Origin of the sequence: Bacillus thuringiensis (assembly GCF_001182785.1) — a bacterium.
Taxonomy (GTDB): domain Bacteria; phylum Bacillota; class Bacilli; order Bacillales; family Bacillaceae_G; genus Bacillus_A; species Bacillus_A thuringiensis_S.
Map to the genome: position 1 here is coordinate 284,960 of NZ_CP012100.1, position 14,594 is coordinate 299,553.

Genomic DNA, 14,594 nt, shown 5'->3' on the forward strand with positions numbered 1-14,594 from the left:
CATAGCCAAGATTTGAATGTGCAAATCTTGAGGGCTGTGTAGCGATGGAAGCATATCCCGCAATAAGCATTTTAAACGGACTATAATAAAAAGCGGACATTTAATTGATTGTACAACCATTTTATTTACTACCAATGTGTTATACATTTTTAACTATCAGTAGTATTGGTTTTGTTGTATCTAAATAAAAGGTCATTAACAATAAAAAGACACTAATCTTACATAAGATTAGTGTCTTTTTATTGTATTTTCCCCTTGTTTTTGGGTATGAGTGCTGGCTAATCTTGTGGGGCCAAACGCCACGAATTTAGCGTAACTTTATATAGCGTAAATGAATTTTTCATTCGATAGATCCAGACAATTGTACCTTCGTGATTTATATAAGTGATCTTAAATCCACACCAACTCAAACTTCTTTATTACTCGATTTAAAAAGTATATACAACTTCTTGGCAAGAAATTGTGGTGTATACGGCATGTCCCTATGTAACCACTTTACAATTGTTCCAATTAAAGCTGAAGAACCGTACCAAATAACGATATCTTTTGGAATGTCTTTCGTAACGAGAAAGGGCTGACTTTCTGTTCTCTCTGTTATTTTGTCTGAAAGTGTATTTAACAAGCGTTCTGTAAAAATCGGTGTTCGCCTAGAGCCAAGAACTACTTTATAGAATTTAGCATTGTCAGCAATGTACTCAAGTAGGTCTACGAGTTTTAACCATTCTATATCCTCAGAGGAATCTGAGAGGTTTTCCGTGCTTATCATTATCTTTTCAATATCCTCGACCATTTCCTGTGCCATTTTCTCCAACATGTCATGAATATCACGATAATGGAGATAGAACGTAACACGATTAATGGTCGCACGTTCTGCAATTTTATTAACTGTTATTTTGCTAATTTCCATCTCTTGTAGAAGATCTATTAAAGCCGCTTTTATTAACTGGCGTGTACGAATGATTCGAGGGTCTACACGGGACTTTGGATGGTTTGTCATATCTAATCACCTTTCCTATTAAATAGAAATTTACAATATTCTAAGTTCTGTCTATTATCTTAGACTTTATTAACAGAAAGCATAAGAATTGATAACTAATAGACAGTTATTAAGAAATTGTCTGTTGTCATAATGATCTATAATAATGTAATTTATATAGTGTAAATTATTCAACACTTTGTAAAAAAAGTCCACGTTAAAATTAGAAAGGATATGAAATAATTGCATAATCAGACTAAAACAGTCCCCAATTCGATAAAAAAAGGACCTATTATGTTCATTATGATTTTAGGTGCTTTTCTTGCAACATTAAACCAAACACTCATGAGTGTCGCTACTCCTGAACTTATGGTTGAATTTAAGATTTCGGCTACAACAGCCCAGTGGTTAACAACCGGTTACATGCTAGTAAACGGCGTCTTGATTCCTATTACCGCATATTTAATGCAACGGTTTACCACACGCGAACTCTTTCAAACTTCCATGCTTATATTTCTAGTTGGAACCATTGTTTCGGCTGTAGCAACAGGATTTCCTGTCTTGTTAACTGGACGTATGATTCAGGCAGCCGGTGCAGGAATCATTATGCCATTGCTTACGCATGTAATTTTAACCATCTTCCCTCGCGAAAAGAGAGGAGCAGCTATGGGAATGGTGGGGCTTGCCGTCATTTTTGCACCAGCAATTGGTCCTACAATTGCCGGATACATTATTGATAACTATAAATGGGAGACGATGTTTTACGGAATGATTCCATTTACTATCCTTGTTATTGTGCTGGGATTCATTTATCTCCGAAATGTATCCGACCGAATCAAGACAAAACTTAATATCCTAAGCGTTATTCTCTCTACCATTGGTTTCGGTGCATTAATTTATGGTTTCAGCCAGGCCGGAAGCCTTGGTTGGTCAGATATAGAGGTAGCAGGTACGATTACTGTAGGTATCCTAGCCCTTGTCCTCTTTTCATGGAAGGAATTAAGATCACAAAATCCATTGCTTGACTTACGTGTATTTAAATACAATATGTTTTCTTTAACAACAATCATTAATATCGCAATTACTATGGTTATGTATGCAGATATGATGTTACTTCCGTTATACCTCCAAAATATGCGTGGTTTCACAGCCATTGAGTCGGGTCTTCTGCTTCTTCCTGGTGCGCTGGTTATGGGGTTCCTTATGCCAGTTACCGGTAAGCTATTCGATCGCTTTGGTGCGAAATGGTTAGCTATTACTGGAATGACAATTACCATTATTACAACAATGGGTTTTATCAACTTGACGGATTCCACTAGTTATATCTATTTGATTCTCATGTCAACAGGGCGTCGCATTGGTATGGCCTTAATGATGATGCCGATTCAGACTGCTGGTCTAAATCAATTGCCACAACGGTTAAATGCACACGGAACAGCAATAAGCAATACGATTCGTCAAGTTGCCGGTGCTGTCGGTACTTCGCTTCTCGTGACAGTGATGACGAGCCGTACGAAATCACATCTGCAGGATATGGTTCCTACCGCAGCAGCTAAAGGATTGAGTCAAAAAGAGCTTGTTACAGAAGCCTCTATACAGGGGATTAATGACGCCTACCTTGTCATCATTGGAATTGGTATCATTGGATTAATACTTTCTTTCTTCATAAAGAAAGTTAAACAGGCTTCCGAATCAGAATCTGACATTACTGCAGAGATGGTAACTACAGAGAAATTAAAAATAAATTAAAATCATTTGAATTCACGAATCAAAAAGAAGAAATTTATACCAACTGTTAGTCACCATATTTGGAGTAAATCGCTTCTATCTTATGCTGGCTAGGAATGAGATGTACTCCAAATATGACTATTTATAAATTGATTTATACAATTTTTATTTTTAAGGAGGAATATCAGTGAAAAAAGAGGTTATTGCAATTCAAGAAATCCCTAATTTCCAGACGCGTACTGAAGAATTTTTCCCTTTAAAGTGGTATAAAGAAATGCTTTACAATCATTCTGTTTATTTTCACGAGGAAACAAATACATGGAATGCGTTTAAGTATGAAGACGTTAAGCAGGTGTTAACCAATTATGAATTCTTTTCAAGTCAAGGGCCTAGGAGCGGTATTTTTGTTGGTGATAATAAAAATCAAAAAAACACTTCACCTATAACAATGATTACGTTCCTTGATCCACCTGACCATCGAAAAGTACGGTCCTTATTGGCAGCGGCTTTCACTCCTCGCAGTTTAAAAGAGTGGGAACCCCGTATTCAACAAATTGCAACGGAGCTTGTAGAAAACATACAAGAAAATTCTACGATTAATATTGTGGACGCTTTGGCATCCCCTTTACCTGCTCTAGTAATAGGCGATTTATTTGGCGTACCTGCACAAGGTCAAGGTCAGTTTAAAGAATGGGTTGATATTTTGTTCCAACCATACGACAAAGAAAGGTTAGAAGACCTTGAACTACAAAAACAAAAGGCAGCGAAAGAATATTTTGAATATCTTTATCCTATTGTAGTTCAAAAACGTTCGAACCTTTGTGATGATATTATCTCTGATTTGATTCGAGCTGAAGTGGATGGGGAAAAACTTACAGATAATGAGATTGTACAAACAACTATGTTACTTTTAGGGGCAGGTATTGAAACAACTAGTCACGCAATAGCCAATACATTCTATTCATTGCTTTATGATGACAAATCATTATATGAAACACTAAGAAAGGATATAGGTCTAGTCCCTAAAGTCGTTGAAGAAATGCTTCGATATCGCTTTCATATTTCAAGAAGGGATCGTACGGTCATAAAGGATAATAATCTATTAGGGATTGATTTAAAAAAAGGTGACGTAGTCATTGCTTGGATGAGTGCATCCAATATGGATGAAAACATGTATAGCGATCCTTTTTCTATAGACATTCATCGCTCAAATAATAAAAAGCACCTAACTTTCGGAAGTGGTCCACATTTTTGTTTAGGTGCACCCCTTGCACGGTTAGAAATAAAAATTGTATTAGAGGTATTCTTACAAAAATTTTCTTGTATCGAACCAGTTGAAGGATTTGAATTAGAAAAAAACTTAACTGCTTCTGCTACGGGACAGTCCTTGACTTATCTACCAATGAAGGTTTATGGGATTCAGCCCATACCCATTAACTTAAGAAACTAATTGTTCACCAAAACGAAAAAACGAGCTAAAATTTTATATATCACCAGCCCGATAAGAAATGCAAAAAGAACTTGTAGGCATCCCTGCAAGTTCTTTTTTAGATAATGTAAAAAAGTATTATTCCGGTCCATCAGCCTCACCATATCAAACTTCCAGCCTTATAATATGTGCTGCTACTTCCTTTAAAACCACATTCATAAATAATATGATAGGTGCCACGTTATGTTCTGGATCTCTGTAGTTCTTTAGATTGGCTATAAATGACCATTCATTATCTTTTAAATTTGTATAATAATCATTCTCTTCTTCCCAGGTTCCTATGTACCACCTCATATATAGAAAATCAGCTTCTGCAAATGCTTCATTTATCTGTTTCTTTATAAATGGAATATCTTTACTATGATTAACTTTTATATATTCTTTAACGAATGGAAACTTTAAAGCAGCTTCTTCCCAGCTTCCTGTATTTATTAATTCCACCAATCCTTTATATTCATCTTTTATAATTACTTTATCTCGAAAGGCTGTATACATTTCAAAAGAAATTTTTTTCACCCTCTTAAATTCATTATGAATTTAATTAACATATATACTTAACTACACAATAGAAGGTTTTAGAAATCGTATTACGTTTCCCTTTTCACTAAATTCACTCTCATTGTTACAATTCTTTGAGGCAAGATCCACTATATAACTCTCTGAAATTTTAAAAGTTCTTTCCTCATTAAACATCGTCAAAGGAACTGATACTCCAACATTATTATCTAAATGACTTAGTACCATTACAGGGATAGTTTCTCCTTTTAATAAATCAACATATGAGGTCTTAACTTTATAATAATGCCCTTCTAAAAAATGCATTTTTCCGTTTATTAAATCCACTGCAACTCCATTATTACAATACGCTAAGTTTTGATTTAAAAAATGAATATCGCCTGATACTTTAATAAATTTCATCGTTTTATTATCAAATATATAGTAACCATCTCTTACTACAAAAAGATTATGTGGATTGATAAACTCTAGCAGATAATGTGTAATTTCAAAACTAGTATCTCCCTCAATCATTTCTCTGTATTCTACATAAAGTTTTTCTAACTTTTTAAATGTACTTAGTTTGATCCCCTGATTTGGTCTTGATGCAAGCGTTAAGTCATCTAATACCCATTTAGCCACATATGTTGACGTTGGAATCATTTACAATTTACCCCCTTCAAAATTCTATATATGAACATATAAACTATTTAAATTTAATAAATTGGGCTCTACTTAAAGTATAGGCAGAATCTATTTAATAACTAAGATAATTCTCTAACTTTTTCATATTTACTTCTTATAAATTATAATTATCAAACTCCTACTATGAAATTTTCAAGAATCAAAAAACTAATACAATTTGATGTAGCTATTTGGCTGTATAAAAATAAATTAACTACCGATTAACTAGATTTACACTTTAAAAAATGTACAAATCGTTCCTATCATTTCGAGATAATTTAAACATTTTAAATATTAGAAAAGAAAACCCTATATATGAAATCATATATTCATATATATCGATTATGATTATATTTTATGTAATTACGTGTGAGATTTTAAACGATATTTACTTCCTTTCAGAGACAGTATTCCCTGATTATCTGGTGTATAAAAATATATTAAACATATAGTACGTGAAATTTTTAAAGAACACTTTAGGAGGTTTTAAGTACATGGCAAATGTTGTTTTAATTATACGGAATTCAGATTTATTAAAATCTATGGATAAGATATTAGCTAATTTTAAACCACAGAAAAATCACATTAATTAATAATTAAGTAAAAAATAGGAATTTATTGTTTTGTCTAATTCAATAAGCACGAATATCATCACATTCAGTATCTATATAGTTTAACTCTACAAATTGCACATCTTTAGTGTAGTCGTAGAAATTTCAAAAAACACATTCACATATACCCTCTTGTCCCCCTTAGCTTGATGGGGATGGGATAGCACCAACATTTCCCGAATTTTGTACGCTAAGCAAAATTTCATAAAGAAAAAGCCGATTTCCTATACGCTAGGAACTCGACTTTTTTAGATTGATATATTTTGACTAAAACTCCCTCAAATAACTAAAGGAGTTTTATAGAAGTGATCTTTCTTCATTGATAATTCATTGTAAATAAAGCTGTCTTTCGACTTATCCGCATTTAAGTACTTCCTCTTGATAATCTCAGCTTCGTCATAGTCTAAAACGTACTGTAAAGCCTTATCGATCTGCTTGAACTTAATATTGCTAATATGTCTTGTGTCCCTAATCTCTGGAAACAAACTGATTCATTCATGTTTTAACTCCACTTCATTTTCAAAACGAGTTTTCAATGCGCGGTATTCCTTTAGTATTTTCACTACTTCTTTCTGAACCTGTTTTTCTGTCTCTCTATCAATAACCGGTAATAAAGTTAATTGTCTCTCCATGAAGAAATCCCCCTATTTCTAAATTTGTTTTTTTAACACCACATAAAGTACGTGAAATTTTACCATCTCTTTGTTGAATAAGGGAACCATGCTTAGTAAAGTAGCCCCCACCTCCACTCTGCATGGTTCCGTTATCCATTAAGCCTTTAATAATTTACGTTTCTTGTTGGCCATCTTCTCTGCATTCTCCAGGTAATCCAATTGATGCTGTGCAATGTTCTTTAAATCAAAACGTACGTGTATCTTTCTCTGTAGACTTCGCTTCAAATGCGATAGCTCGTCCCTTATACACACCGTCATAGTCAACTGTACTTTTAGCTTCATAGAATCCATTTAGTACACGGCCGCCTTTACTTTTTAACACATTTACAGGAGTCTGACACTTGTTCATAAGCGCCAGTCCCCCTCTTTGATACATTTCATTCGCTAGATTAATAAGCATTTCAAATGCCATACCTCTGTTTCCTAGTCCCATTGTTATTCCTCACTTTCTATCAAAAGGATTATTTTGCAAAAAAATTGATTCTAATTTATAACTGCTACCATTTCCCTTTATTTTCTATTAAAATTGAGTAAAACTATTTTGATAACATAGGAGAAAGCTATGAAGCATAACATCAATCTATGGTCCTTTATTTGTTCTTTGGTTTGCGTTGGTCTATTCCGTTTATATTTTGAAATTCCACTTGAACTATTCAAATTTTTCACGGATTCATTACACATTCACCCTTTATTTATATTACTAGTTTTAGCAATAGGAACTTTTTTCTCTGGCATTATAGGGTTTTCTAAGATGAATAATTGGATTGCGATGCTTAGAAGTGTAGCAACAGTCTTAATAACATTGGTATTATCAGTGTTTTTAACACTAACTTTGATCGTTGGCTATGCATTAAGTTAAACGTAATTCTTCACGAATAAAAACCAATATCCCGTCAATACTGTAGACAACCCATTTCGAACCATATTCCATTACCTGAGCAGCTAGCTTTTGCTAGCTGCTCTTTATTTGTACAAGGTACTCAATTGACTGGCGCACATATAATATTCTGAGTTCCTTTCTTTATAAAATAGTCGTTATAAAATGAGAATCGTCACGAGAGCACTTTACTAAGTGCTCTTTTTATATCCCAACTTAATTCAAAATGAAATTTATATTCTAATCTTCTCTAACATGGTTCTTAATTAAAAAAGACTCACATTCCTTACAGTAATATTGTTTTATGTATGGCAAGTAATACATTTCATCATTTGGATGGTCACCATGATCATGATTACGATCGCGTTCATGATCACGCCTACGACGACACTCAACACAATCGCAGTCACGTCTACAATGACAGTTGTTAAAATCGTTTCTTCTGCGCCTACGGCCGCATCCGCAAAATACTAAATCATCCCAAAATCTATTACAATCTCGAGAATGCCCAAAATTATTATCCCATCCCATAGATATGATTCCCTCCTCTAAAAATAGAATTCATCATATTCTATGATTAAAAGGTAGAAATAGTTTGTTTACTAGTCTATGTTTCAGACTAATAATATTTCAATTTGCAAGTCTATCTCACCCCTTATCTTTCCTTAACAACAAACAAGACGCTAACCAGATTCCGGCAGCGCCTACGATACTTACCATACACTTAATCAAAATCATTTATCCTCACATTATTTATTCCTTTGTTTCCAAACCCCATTCTCTTTACGATAAGTATTCTTCCCATCCATGAAGTCAGCTGTATTACCCGGAATGCTATATTTCTTATTGTTTTTCTTAGCCTTCTTCTTCAGTCTTTTCTCTTCTTGAATAGCTTGTAAATCCGCCTTCCATTGTTTCAACAAATCCTTTTCACGTCGCATCGAATTTGTACCCCTTGAATTAAAGTGTGAACTAAATAATTAGATTCTACCTATTTATATAGAATCCTTTAATCTAAATTTCCATTTTATTCAACCCCTCGTTTAACATATACCAATTTATGTTTTTCCTTTTATATAGACCAACGATATATTATAATTCTTTATATACCCAAGGAGGTTTACCATGCTTAATTTCCTTAAAATATTCCCCATCTTAGGATTCTTTTGGTTTTTATACGGTTTTATTGGTCTCATCTTTTTATTACTATTCCTTAACGTGTCGTAACAGCGCGTATACATATATGCTTAATGTGTAATTTCTATATAACAAAGAAAAAAGTATCCGTTATGGATGCTTTTGATTACTTATACGCTTAATTTTTCAGTAATCTCTTCTTCTGTTAAATCGTATTGTGATTCCTCGCTGTCTATAAAAATAATTATTTCGTTAAGTTTCAATATGTAATATTGCATATTCTTTACTTTCAATTTCCATACATGTAATAATTTATTTATAAAAATACAAAATATTAGTAAAGATGATTTATATGAACAAATTCCTGAAGAAGGTAATTAAATCCTTACAAACTTTTTGGGGATGCTTAGCATTTGGTGTATTAATGTTTGCTATCTTCTTAATTATGGATCTAACAAATACACCTTTAAATACATTGAGTTGGAGAGATTGGCTAGGTTCTGCAGTAGGTGCAGCCATTGTATCTGTAGGGATATTCACTTTAAGTAACTTGGATGTGAAATTAAGTTCGTCACTTGAATTATAAAAATGGGATTAAACCCTATAACCTTTTCAAGAATCAGCCATATTTTATTCCTGAAAAAGTGCTTTATTTTACTGAAAGGTGGTTGCGGAAACAACTGCCTTTTTGTTTATGACAAAAGGATTATTTTTTCAAATGTTTACTACTAATGATCAATAAATATCTTATAATTGTTATATACGAAATATTTTGTTTAGGAGCAGATAAAATGCCAGTTACACTAGAACTTATTCTTTTTATTCTTATAGCAATTAGTGCTGTTGGCTATTTGATAAAAGAATCTCAAAAAACTAAGAAAAGAACCCTTGGAATTTCACTAGAACTTTTAGTTCTTTTCTGGTCAATATGGAGAATATCGACTATCATAATCCAAATTTCGGAATATAATCTCTTGTGAATAAAACTAAATATTCTGTCAATACTTTATATTACATTAGATTTTCTCCTTATTCCCCCTTGGAGAACCGAGCAGTTAGCTATTATAGCTTGCTGCCTTGTTATGTAAAATAAAGCATGTATAAAAAGCTTTCTCAACACCCAATTAATGGAATTTAATTACCTTTTATGGTAATATATTGGTAATATAGTAAAAATCTATCGTTCCATTAACAGGACCCGTCCCCCTAATCGGGTCCTGCTAAATGTTCTCTATTAAAATGGTGTTTTGGTTCGACTATCGTCTTTACTTCCCCACGTCCTACAATTCAATATGTAATATTACATATTTGGTATATTTGGTATATTTGGTATATTTGGTATATTTGGTATATTTGGTATATAAAATTTATAAACATGTAATAATTGCTCTATACAATGTTTATAATTATTATCGAAAGGAGAATACTACATGTCTTTCTTTTCGTGGTCTCCTCTTATTTTCTTAACAGTTGTTGCAATCATCATTTCTATTAAAAAGAATAAGAAACAATAGCTTTAAATAGTTACAATTAGTTATTCTTAGGGGGTGTAGTTATGTCATTTGCAGCATGGAGTGCAATTTTTATGACTTTAATCGGAGCAATGTCAGGAGTAATATTTGGTACTATTTCTTCTAAAAGAAGTAAAAATATCAACTAAAAACCTACTAATAAAAATAAATTTTTATTTTAGTGACAGCTGATACAATCTTAATATTCCAGCTATCATTTTCTATTCAAATAACTATTTTTTCACTTTTTTGATACATTTATGAAACATTTATATGTTATCTTCAGTATGTTCTTTTCTTCTCATAACTTGTGTGAATTATACCCACACAAGAAGCTCTAGATCCCTAAATCTAGGGCTCCTTCGTTTAAATAAATATTTTTTCAATTCGATGTATAGACAACTATATATTAAAATGTTAAAATATTGTTGTGATTCCCGTTTGGTTTCACATACGACTTTTTTCTTCGGTTATGGGGTTCTTACGTAATAGTAAGAGCCATTTTTTTATTCCAGCAAGTTTTTTGTTAAAAATTTACACACACGTACTTTTCGATATATAATTAAATTATCAATATATTAGGATTGTTAAGTATGTCAGGAACAATAATGTTTTTGTTATACATTTGTTTCGGAATGAGTGTCGTTTTTAGCTTAATAAGGGAATTTCGAAAACCACAGAAAAACCAGTTCTTAATTTTAGTTGATTCTTTAATTTTGCTAGGAGCTCTATCCCTAGTAAGCAGTATCTTCATCTAAATCAATAACCACGTAACTCGGTACTATTAAGATTTCTTTAACGCATACATTACATTTAGGATTTCCATGTGCAGAAATCCCTTTAATAATTTCAATTTCTAATAAATCTATTTCTGTGTTATCAAATATTTCAATCACATGTAAAAGTTACGTAAAGATTGCTATGATTTAATTCTTCCACCCCAGAAACGTTATATAATGAAATTGCAAACATTAGGTTTTTACCTTTCTATACGACATAATTCTTTGCTAGGAGCAAATCCTAGCCTTTTTTATTTCACCCTCCGTTGATCCGAAGTCCAGATTCCCTCTTTCAATTACATTAGCTTGCATGCTAGCCTCTTTAGGGAATTCAATGTAATCAACAAGTACACTAACCTTCCCTCTAAAACCACTATCCTCAGTTCCAAGAATCACGCGTCATACCACTACGCGGACGTACCTGCAATTCATATCCTGGTGGAATCTCCAAAGCTAATCCCATTTGTACAACCTTTGTTTGGCCCGGCCATATAATCGTGTCCTCTGCTGCTACAAGATCAAAACCAGCATCACCAGACTTTGCATATCTTGGTAACTCCAAATCTTTTATAGATTTTCCGAACGGGAAAGCCCACTACGGTGCGATAGCACCCACTTTAGGAGTGGGATGAGAGTGAGGTCAAATGCTGTACACAAATCAAACACCGCAGGTACGTTCTGTACATCAAGAATTTGAAATGGTATCATTTTCATAATAGACATGTAAAAGTCTCTAAAATAATCTTGTTCTCTGAAAACAGAATACATATGAGGTTGGAGTAAAAAATTCTTCTACTCCGTAAAATGTATTGAGTCGTCAAGCACAAGACGCTAAAACACATTTGAGAACTCACAATCTGACTCGTTTGGTAATAGAATGAGTGCCGTATCTGCTATATGCACTGGATACGGCGTGGTGATGGCACACCGCAATCTTGCACGTCAGCGATACTAGAAATAGACTTCGCCTTTGGTAGTAAGAATCCCACTGACGTTAGCTAGCTTGTGGCTTTAGCCGTGGGAGTGTCAATTACCTCCCTTTGCTTTGATTAATAATTGAGTCACTTCGTAAACACCATGTTGTATTTCCATCATTCTTAATACACTCCTTTAATTAGATTCCACAACTCTTGTTCAGTCATCTCATAAAGTTGTCGACCTGTCTTTTCCTCTTTATAAATTCCTTTTTGTAGTAAAACATCGATATAGATTTGTTTCCTGTCCATGTTGCCTCCTAGCCGCTTTTCTTCTTAGGTCTCCTTATAGGTGTAGTTGCTGCCCTTTGTGGACTCCATCCTCCTTTTAATACTCTTTTACTAAATGTGCTATATGAAATACCGTTCTCTTCAGCTAAATTGACCATATCTTCCATTGTTGCTCTTAATTTCTTTACAGGCTTTTTTGCTGCTTCCTCTGGTGACATCCCTTTATAAACACGAGTTAAAAATGTCTTCTTTTTAACCCCATTTTCTAATGCTATCCTTAACCACTTTTGTTCCCTAAATTGATATTTCCGAGGCGGTGTATTAATTGCCTTACTAACATCCCATCCCATTTGATACACCCTACGATATAACATGTTATAGCCAATGCCGTTCTTCTCGGCTGCTTGATAATCTTCCTTTTCTAGCCATTTATTTATCATCATGGCGCTATGCCTCCTAATCCAAATTCATAATCTCCTCTAAAGTTCTATCTGAAATATGGGTGGTAATGATTTGTATATTCCCGTATTTCTTTTTAGCCATTTCTATAGCTGCGCCCCCGGACTTCGCGTCAAACCAACGGAGCTTCCATTTCTCGTCTTTATCGTAAAACTCTACTGAATACGTCATAATGCTATTACGTTTCAAAAACTTATCCGCTGTACTTGTTGCGGTATAATCAAAACTTCCGACTACATCCTCTAGTGTTAGTTGTTTCATGCTCCTAACCCCATTGGGCGCGATTTGATTTTGTTCTTATCTACCTGATCCATGATTAATGCGGCGATTTCTAGTTGATGCCTTCCTAGCTCTTTTGCTATTTCGAGAATACCTTTATCCTCATCCCACATTTTTCTTAATTGAATCACTTCACTTTCATCAAACACTAAGTCTAATTCTTCTAAAGCGATATATAAGTTACGACGCAATTTCTTCATGTAACTTTCCTGTTGCAACGCCATTATGTAATTCTCCTTTTCCAAATCCGTTCCAATTCGTGGCATCCCATTTCCCCTCCAGTTGTAATTGATGAATTTCCCTTAGCTCCGCCATAACGGCATGACGTCTTCTATCCACTTCTTCAGGACTGAGATTCCCTGCTTCGCAAATACAAGGTGCAAATTGAAAGCATCCATTACCCATATCGTTTTTAATTACTCCCGTTCCGTTACATGCACACATTTTAATTCCCCCTTTAAAAATGATAATGTCTTTCTTCTGTAATACTTTGTTTCTTTGAAAGTAATCGTTCTGAAGTTATTGAGAATCCGCGATACAATCCGTTCATAATACGCACCCTCTAAACACACTCCTGTAAGGCTTGTTGTAAATATAGTAGATTGAACCTTACTATTTTGTTTGATCTATTTTTAACTTGTTGTAATTCCTTTTTATAAGTAACCCTTACTTCTCAAGTTTGTTTATTATCCTTCGTAATGTAGCAGAAGACCATAAAGGATAAAGGAAATTACTTAAGCCATTCATCGTAACTGTTATAGCCTTCATTGAAATACTTTAATATATTTACCAATAATGAACTTGTTGTAAAAATATCGCTTCATTTAATCCAATCGTTTTATTAATCCTAATAAAACGATTGACGGTTGTTAATGTATAAGTATTTTGCTCATTTAGTTCACTTTCTTCATCCAACACTCATAACTCACATTGTCCTCCATGCCAGTAAACCGAACCTTTTCTCTCCCTCTGAACTTACCTTCATGATAAAAGGTTCTTTCTGCCCTATATATTCGTTTAATTGGCGTTACATAGTCATAACCTCGTTTTTCTAAATCACGAACTGCTATTAACATCTCCTTCATAGACCCACGCCTTACAGGTATCTTAAACATCACGCATTCGCCCTTTCGCATACTGCTATGTTGCCTTTAACCCACTTTGTTGATTTCTTAAGTACTTCTTCTGCTTGTTTTAATGTCAATTCGCCAATTTCTTTAATACTTAATTGTCCTTTAATCCTGTCTTCATCTACTTTTCGACGAGTAGCTAATTTTTTTATGTTTAATTTAATTGCACTAACTTGTTGAGCATTAATTATTTCCTCTTGGATTTCTAGTAAATCTTCACCCGCATAAATTTATAAACCTAATCCGTGAATTGCAATTGCTTTTACTAAGCACCGCTGGATACTCGTGTTAATGTCAAAGCTGTTACGCTCTGCAATTGGCTTATTTTGATTGTTTAGTAGTGGGTGACTTTGACTTAGTGATTTTCTTGTACAGTTAATTCCCCCCCTACAAAGTAACCACAATCTGTTTTGAGGTAAGGCCCTCCATTAAATCGTTTTACTTCCCATATTGCTGTTGGATCTACTTTTTAACTGCCCATGATAAGTAGTTAAAACGCCCTTTCTTTTCAACATGTTCCGTGCAATCTATTTAAACTAATTTAGAAAAGTAGTTTTCAG

17 protein-coding genes and 6 pseudogenes are annotated in these 14,594 nt (G+C 33.7%); 5 read left to right on the top strand and 18 right to left on the bottom strand.

Annotation, left to right across the window (positions count from 1 at the left end):
* Positions 1-406: 406 nt before the first annotated feature.
* Complete coding sequence (locus tag AC241_RS28460) at positions 407-997, bottom strand: TetR/AcrR family transcriptional regulator (protein WP_050845157.1); 591 nt, start codon at positions 995-997, stop codon at positions 407-409.
* A gap of 282 nt (positions 998-1,279) precedes the next feature.
* Here AC241_RS28460 and AC241_RS28465 point away from each other — a divergent pair, with 282 nt between their 5' ends.
* Both AC241_RS28465 and AC241_RS28470 read left to right on the top strand, forming a co-directional pair.
* Entirely contained in the window at positions 1,280-2,725 is a 1,446-nt protein-coding gene (locus AC241_RS28465; protein WP_230690618.1) for a DHA2 family efflux MFS transporter permease subunit, read from the top strand.
* A 166-nt stretch (positions 2,726-2,891) separates the two neighbouring features.
* Positions 2,892-4,154 (top strand): cytochrome P450, encoded by a 1,263-nt coding sequence (locus AC241_RS28470; RefSeq protein ID WP_050845158.1) that lies wholly within the window; start codon positions 2,892-2,894, stop codon positions 4,152-4,154.
* Positions 4,155-4,298: 144 nt separating this feature from the next.
* Here AC241_RS28470 and AC241_RS28475 read toward each other — a convergent pair whose 3' ends face one another.
* The 5 genes and pseudogenes from AC241_RS28475 to AC241_RS28490 form a co-directional block, all read right to left on the bottom strand.
* Complete coding sequence (locus tag AC241_RS28475; protein WP_050845386.1) at positions 4,299-4,688, bottom strand: hypothetical protein; 390 nt, start codon at positions 4,686-4,688, stop codon at positions 4,299-4,301.
* 63 nt (positions 4,689-4,751) lie between these two features.
* Entirely contained in the window at positions 4,752-5,351 is a 600-nt protein-coding gene (locus AC241_RS28480) for a hypothetical protein (RefSeq protein WP_000613332.1), read from the bottom strand.
* 910 nt (positions 5,352-6,261) lie between these two features.
* A pseudogene (locus AC241_RS28485) lies at positions 6,262-6,615 on the bottom strand (ArpU family phage packaging/lysis transcriptional regulator).
* Positions 6,581-6,754 carry a hypothetical protein gene (locus tag AC241_RS34955; RefSeq protein WP_196303432.1) on the bottom strand — a complete coding sequence of 58 codons (174 nt, stop codon included), beginning with the start codon at positions 6,752-6,754 and terminating at the stop codon, positions 6,581-6,583. The pseudogene AC241_RS28485 and the gene AC241_RS34955 overlap by 35 nt, the downstream one beginning before the upstream one ends.
* Positions 6,755-6,786: 32 nt before the next feature.
* A pseudogene (locus AC241_RS28490) lies at positions 6,787-7,090 on the bottom strand (Holliday junction resolvase RecU); the annotation flags it as partial.
* 129 nt (positions 7,091-7,219) lie between these two features.
* On the opposite strand from AC241_RS28490, the gene AC241_RS35335 reads away from it, so the two are divergent.
* Positions 7,220-7,516 carry a hypothetical protein gene (locus tag AC241_RS35335; RefSeq protein WP_050845159.1) on the top strand — a complete coding sequence of 99 codons (297 nt, stop codon included), beginning with the start codon at positions 7,220-7,222 and terminating at the stop codon, positions 7,514-7,516.
* Positions 7,517-7,870: 354 nt separating this feature from the next.
* On the opposite strand, the pseudogene AC241_RS35340 reads toward AC241_RS35335, so the two are convergent.
* Both AC241_RS35340 and AC241_RS28505 read right to left on the bottom strand, forming a co-directional pair.
* Positions 7,871-8,065 (bottom strand): annotated as a pseudogene (locus AC241_RS35340) (hypothetical protein); the annotation flags it as partial.
* Positions 8,066-8,283: 218 nt separating this feature from the next.
* Positions 8,284-8,475, bottom strand: a complete 192-nt coding sequence (locus AC241_RS28505) for a hypothetical protein (protein ID WP_050845160.1) — start codon at positions 8,473-8,475, stop codon at positions 8,284-8,286.
* A gap of 548 nt (positions 8,476-9,023) precedes the next feature.
* On the opposite strand from AC241_RS28505, the gene AC241_RS28510 reads away from it, so the two are divergent.
* Together AC241_RS28510 and AC241_RS28515 are read left to right on the top strand one after the other, a co-directional pair.
* Positions 9,024-9,257, top strand: coding sequence for a hypothetical protein (locus AC241_RS28510; RefSeq protein ID WP_050845161.1), 234 nt, complete (start codon positions 9,024-9,026; stop codon positions 9,255-9,257).
* Between the two features lie 205 nt (positions 9,258-9,462).
* Positions 9,463-9,651 (top strand): hypothetical protein, encoded by a 189-nt coding sequence (locus AC241_RS28515; RefSeq protein WP_001145517.1) that lies wholly within the window; start codon positions 9,463-9,465, stop codon positions 9,649-9,651.
* 1,595 nt (positions 9,652-11,246) lie between these two features.
* Here AC241_RS28515 and AC241_RS28525 read toward each other — a convergent pair.
* The 10 genes and pseudogenes from AC241_RS28525 to AC241_RS33645 all read right to left on the bottom strand — a co-directional run.
* Positions 11,247-11,523: pseudogene (locus AC241_RS28525) on the bottom strand (dUTP diphosphatase); the annotation flags it as partial.
* Between the two features lie 535 nt (positions 11,524-12,058).
* Positions 12,059-12,187, bottom strand: coding sequence for a Fur-regulated basic protein FbpA (locus AC241_RS33635; protein ID WP_080990921.1), 129 nt, complete (start codon positions 12,185-12,187; stop codon positions 12,059-12,061).
* Positions 12,188-12,195: 8 nt separating this feature from the next.
* Positions 12,196-12,609 carry a hypothetical protein gene (locus AC241_RS28530; RefSeq protein WP_050845163.1) on the bottom strand — a complete coding sequence of 138 codons (414 nt, stop codon included), beginning with the start codon at positions 12,607-12,609 and terminating at the stop codon, positions 12,196-12,198.
* Between the two features lie 13 nt (positions 12,610-12,622).
* Complete coding sequence (locus AC241_RS28535; protein WP_000811969.1) at positions 12,623-12,886, bottom strand: hypothetical protein; 264 nt, start codon at positions 12,884-12,886, stop codon at positions 12,623-12,625.
* Positions 12,883-13,170, bottom strand: coding sequence for a helix-turn-helix domain-containing protein (locus AC241_RS28540; protein WP_413541766.1), 288 nt, complete (start codon positions 13,168-13,170; stop codon positions 12,883-12,885). The genes AC241_RS28535 and AC241_RS28540 overlap by 4 nt, the downstream gene beginning before the upstream one ends.
* Positions 13,085-13,348, bottom strand: coding sequence for a hypothetical protein (locus tag AC241_RS28545; protein WP_050845165.1), 264 nt, complete (start codon positions 13,346-13,348; stop codon positions 13,085-13,087). Before AC241_RS28545 ends, AC241_RS28540 begins: the two co-directional genes overlap by 86 nt.
* Positions 13,321-13,509: pseudogene (locus AC241_RS35345) on the bottom strand (hypothetical protein); the annotation flags it as partial. The gene AC241_RS28545 and the pseudogene AC241_RS35345, both read right to left, overlap by 28 nt.
* 181 nt (positions 13,510-13,690) lie before the next feature.
* Positions 13,691-13,819 carry a hypothetical protein gene (locus AC241_RS35760; protein WP_268998440.1) on the bottom strand — a complete coding sequence of 43 codons (129 nt, stop codon included), beginning with the start codon at positions 13,817-13,819 and terminating at the stop codon, positions 13,691-13,693.
* Entirely contained in the window at positions 13,798-14,019 is a 222-nt protein-coding gene (locus tag AC241_RS28550) for a hypothetical protein (RefSeq protein ID WP_000472844.1), read from the bottom strand. Before AC241_RS28550 ends, AC241_RS35760 begins: the two co-directional genes overlap by 22 nt.
* A pseudogene (locus AC241_RS33645) lies at positions 14,019-14,565 on the bottom strand (Sak single strand annealing protein). The gene AC241_RS28550 and the pseudogene AC241_RS33645 overlap by 1 nt, the downstream one beginning before the upstream one ends.
* Between the last annotated feature and the right edge of the window lie 29 nt (positions 14,566-14,594).

Excerpts from the sequence above, each read along its gene's own strand:
- AC241_RS28535 (WP_000811969.1), bottom strand. The coding sequence starts at position 12,886 with ATGAAACAACTAACACTAGAGGATGTAGTCGGAAGTTTTGATTATACC.
- AC241_RS33635 (WP_080990921.1), bottom strand. The coding sequence starts at position 12,187 with ATGGACAGGAAACAAATCTATATCGATGTTTTACTACAAAAAGGAATT.
- AC241_RS28465 (WP_230690618.1), top strand. The coding sequence starts at position 1,280 with ATGATTTTAGGTGCTTTTCTTGCAACATTAAACCAAACACTCATGAGT.
- AC241_RS28460 (WP_050845157.1), bottom strand. The coding sequence starts at position 997 with ATGACAAACCATCCAAAGTCCCGTGTAGACCCTCGAATCATTCGTACA.
- AC241_RS28530 (WP_050845163.1), bottom strand. The coding sequence starts at position 12,609 with ATGATGATAAATAAATGGCTAGAAAAGGAAGATTATCAAGCAGCCGAG.
- AC241_RS28475 (WP_050845386.1), bottom strand. The coding sequence starts at position 4,688 with ATGTATACAGCCTTTCGAGATAAAGTAATTATAAAAGATGAATATAAA.
- AC241_RS28540 (WP_413541766.1), bottom strand. The coding sequence starts at position 13,170 with ATGCCACGAATTGGAACGGATTTGGAAAAGGAGAATTACATAATGGCG.
- AC241_RS28550 (WP_000472844.1), bottom strand. The coding sequence starts at position 14,019 with ATGTTTAAGATACCTGTAAGGCGTGGGTCTATGAAGGAGATGTTAATA.
- AC241_RS28505 (WP_050845160.1), bottom strand. The coding sequence starts at position 8,475 with ATGCGACGTGAAAAGGATTTGTTGAAACAATGGAAGGCGGATTTACAA.
- AC241_RS28545 (WP_050845165.1), bottom strand. The coding sequence starts at position 13,348 with ATGTGTGCATGTAACGGAACGGGAGTAATTAAAAACGATATGGGTAAT.
- AC241_RS35335 (WP_050845159.1), top strand. The coding sequence starts at position 7,220 with ATGAAGCATAACATCAATCTATGGTCCTTTATTTGTTCTTTGGTTTGC.
- AC241_RS28515 (WP_001145517.1), top strand. The coding sequence starts at position 9,463 with ATGCCAGTTACACTAGAACTTATTCTTTTTATTCTTATAGCAATTAGT.
- AC241_RS28480 (WP_000613332.1), bottom strand. The coding sequence starts at position 5,351 with ATGATTCCAACGTCAACATATGTGGCTAAATGGGTATTAGATGACTTA.
- AC241_RS34955 (WP_196303432.1), bottom strand. The coding sequence starts at position 6,754 with ATGGATAACGGAACCATGCAGAGTGGAGGTGGGGGCTACTTTACTAAG.
- AC241_RS28510 (WP_050845161.1), top strand. The coding sequence starts at position 9,024 with ATGAACAAATTCCTGAAGAAGGTAATTAAATCCTTACAAACTTTTTGG.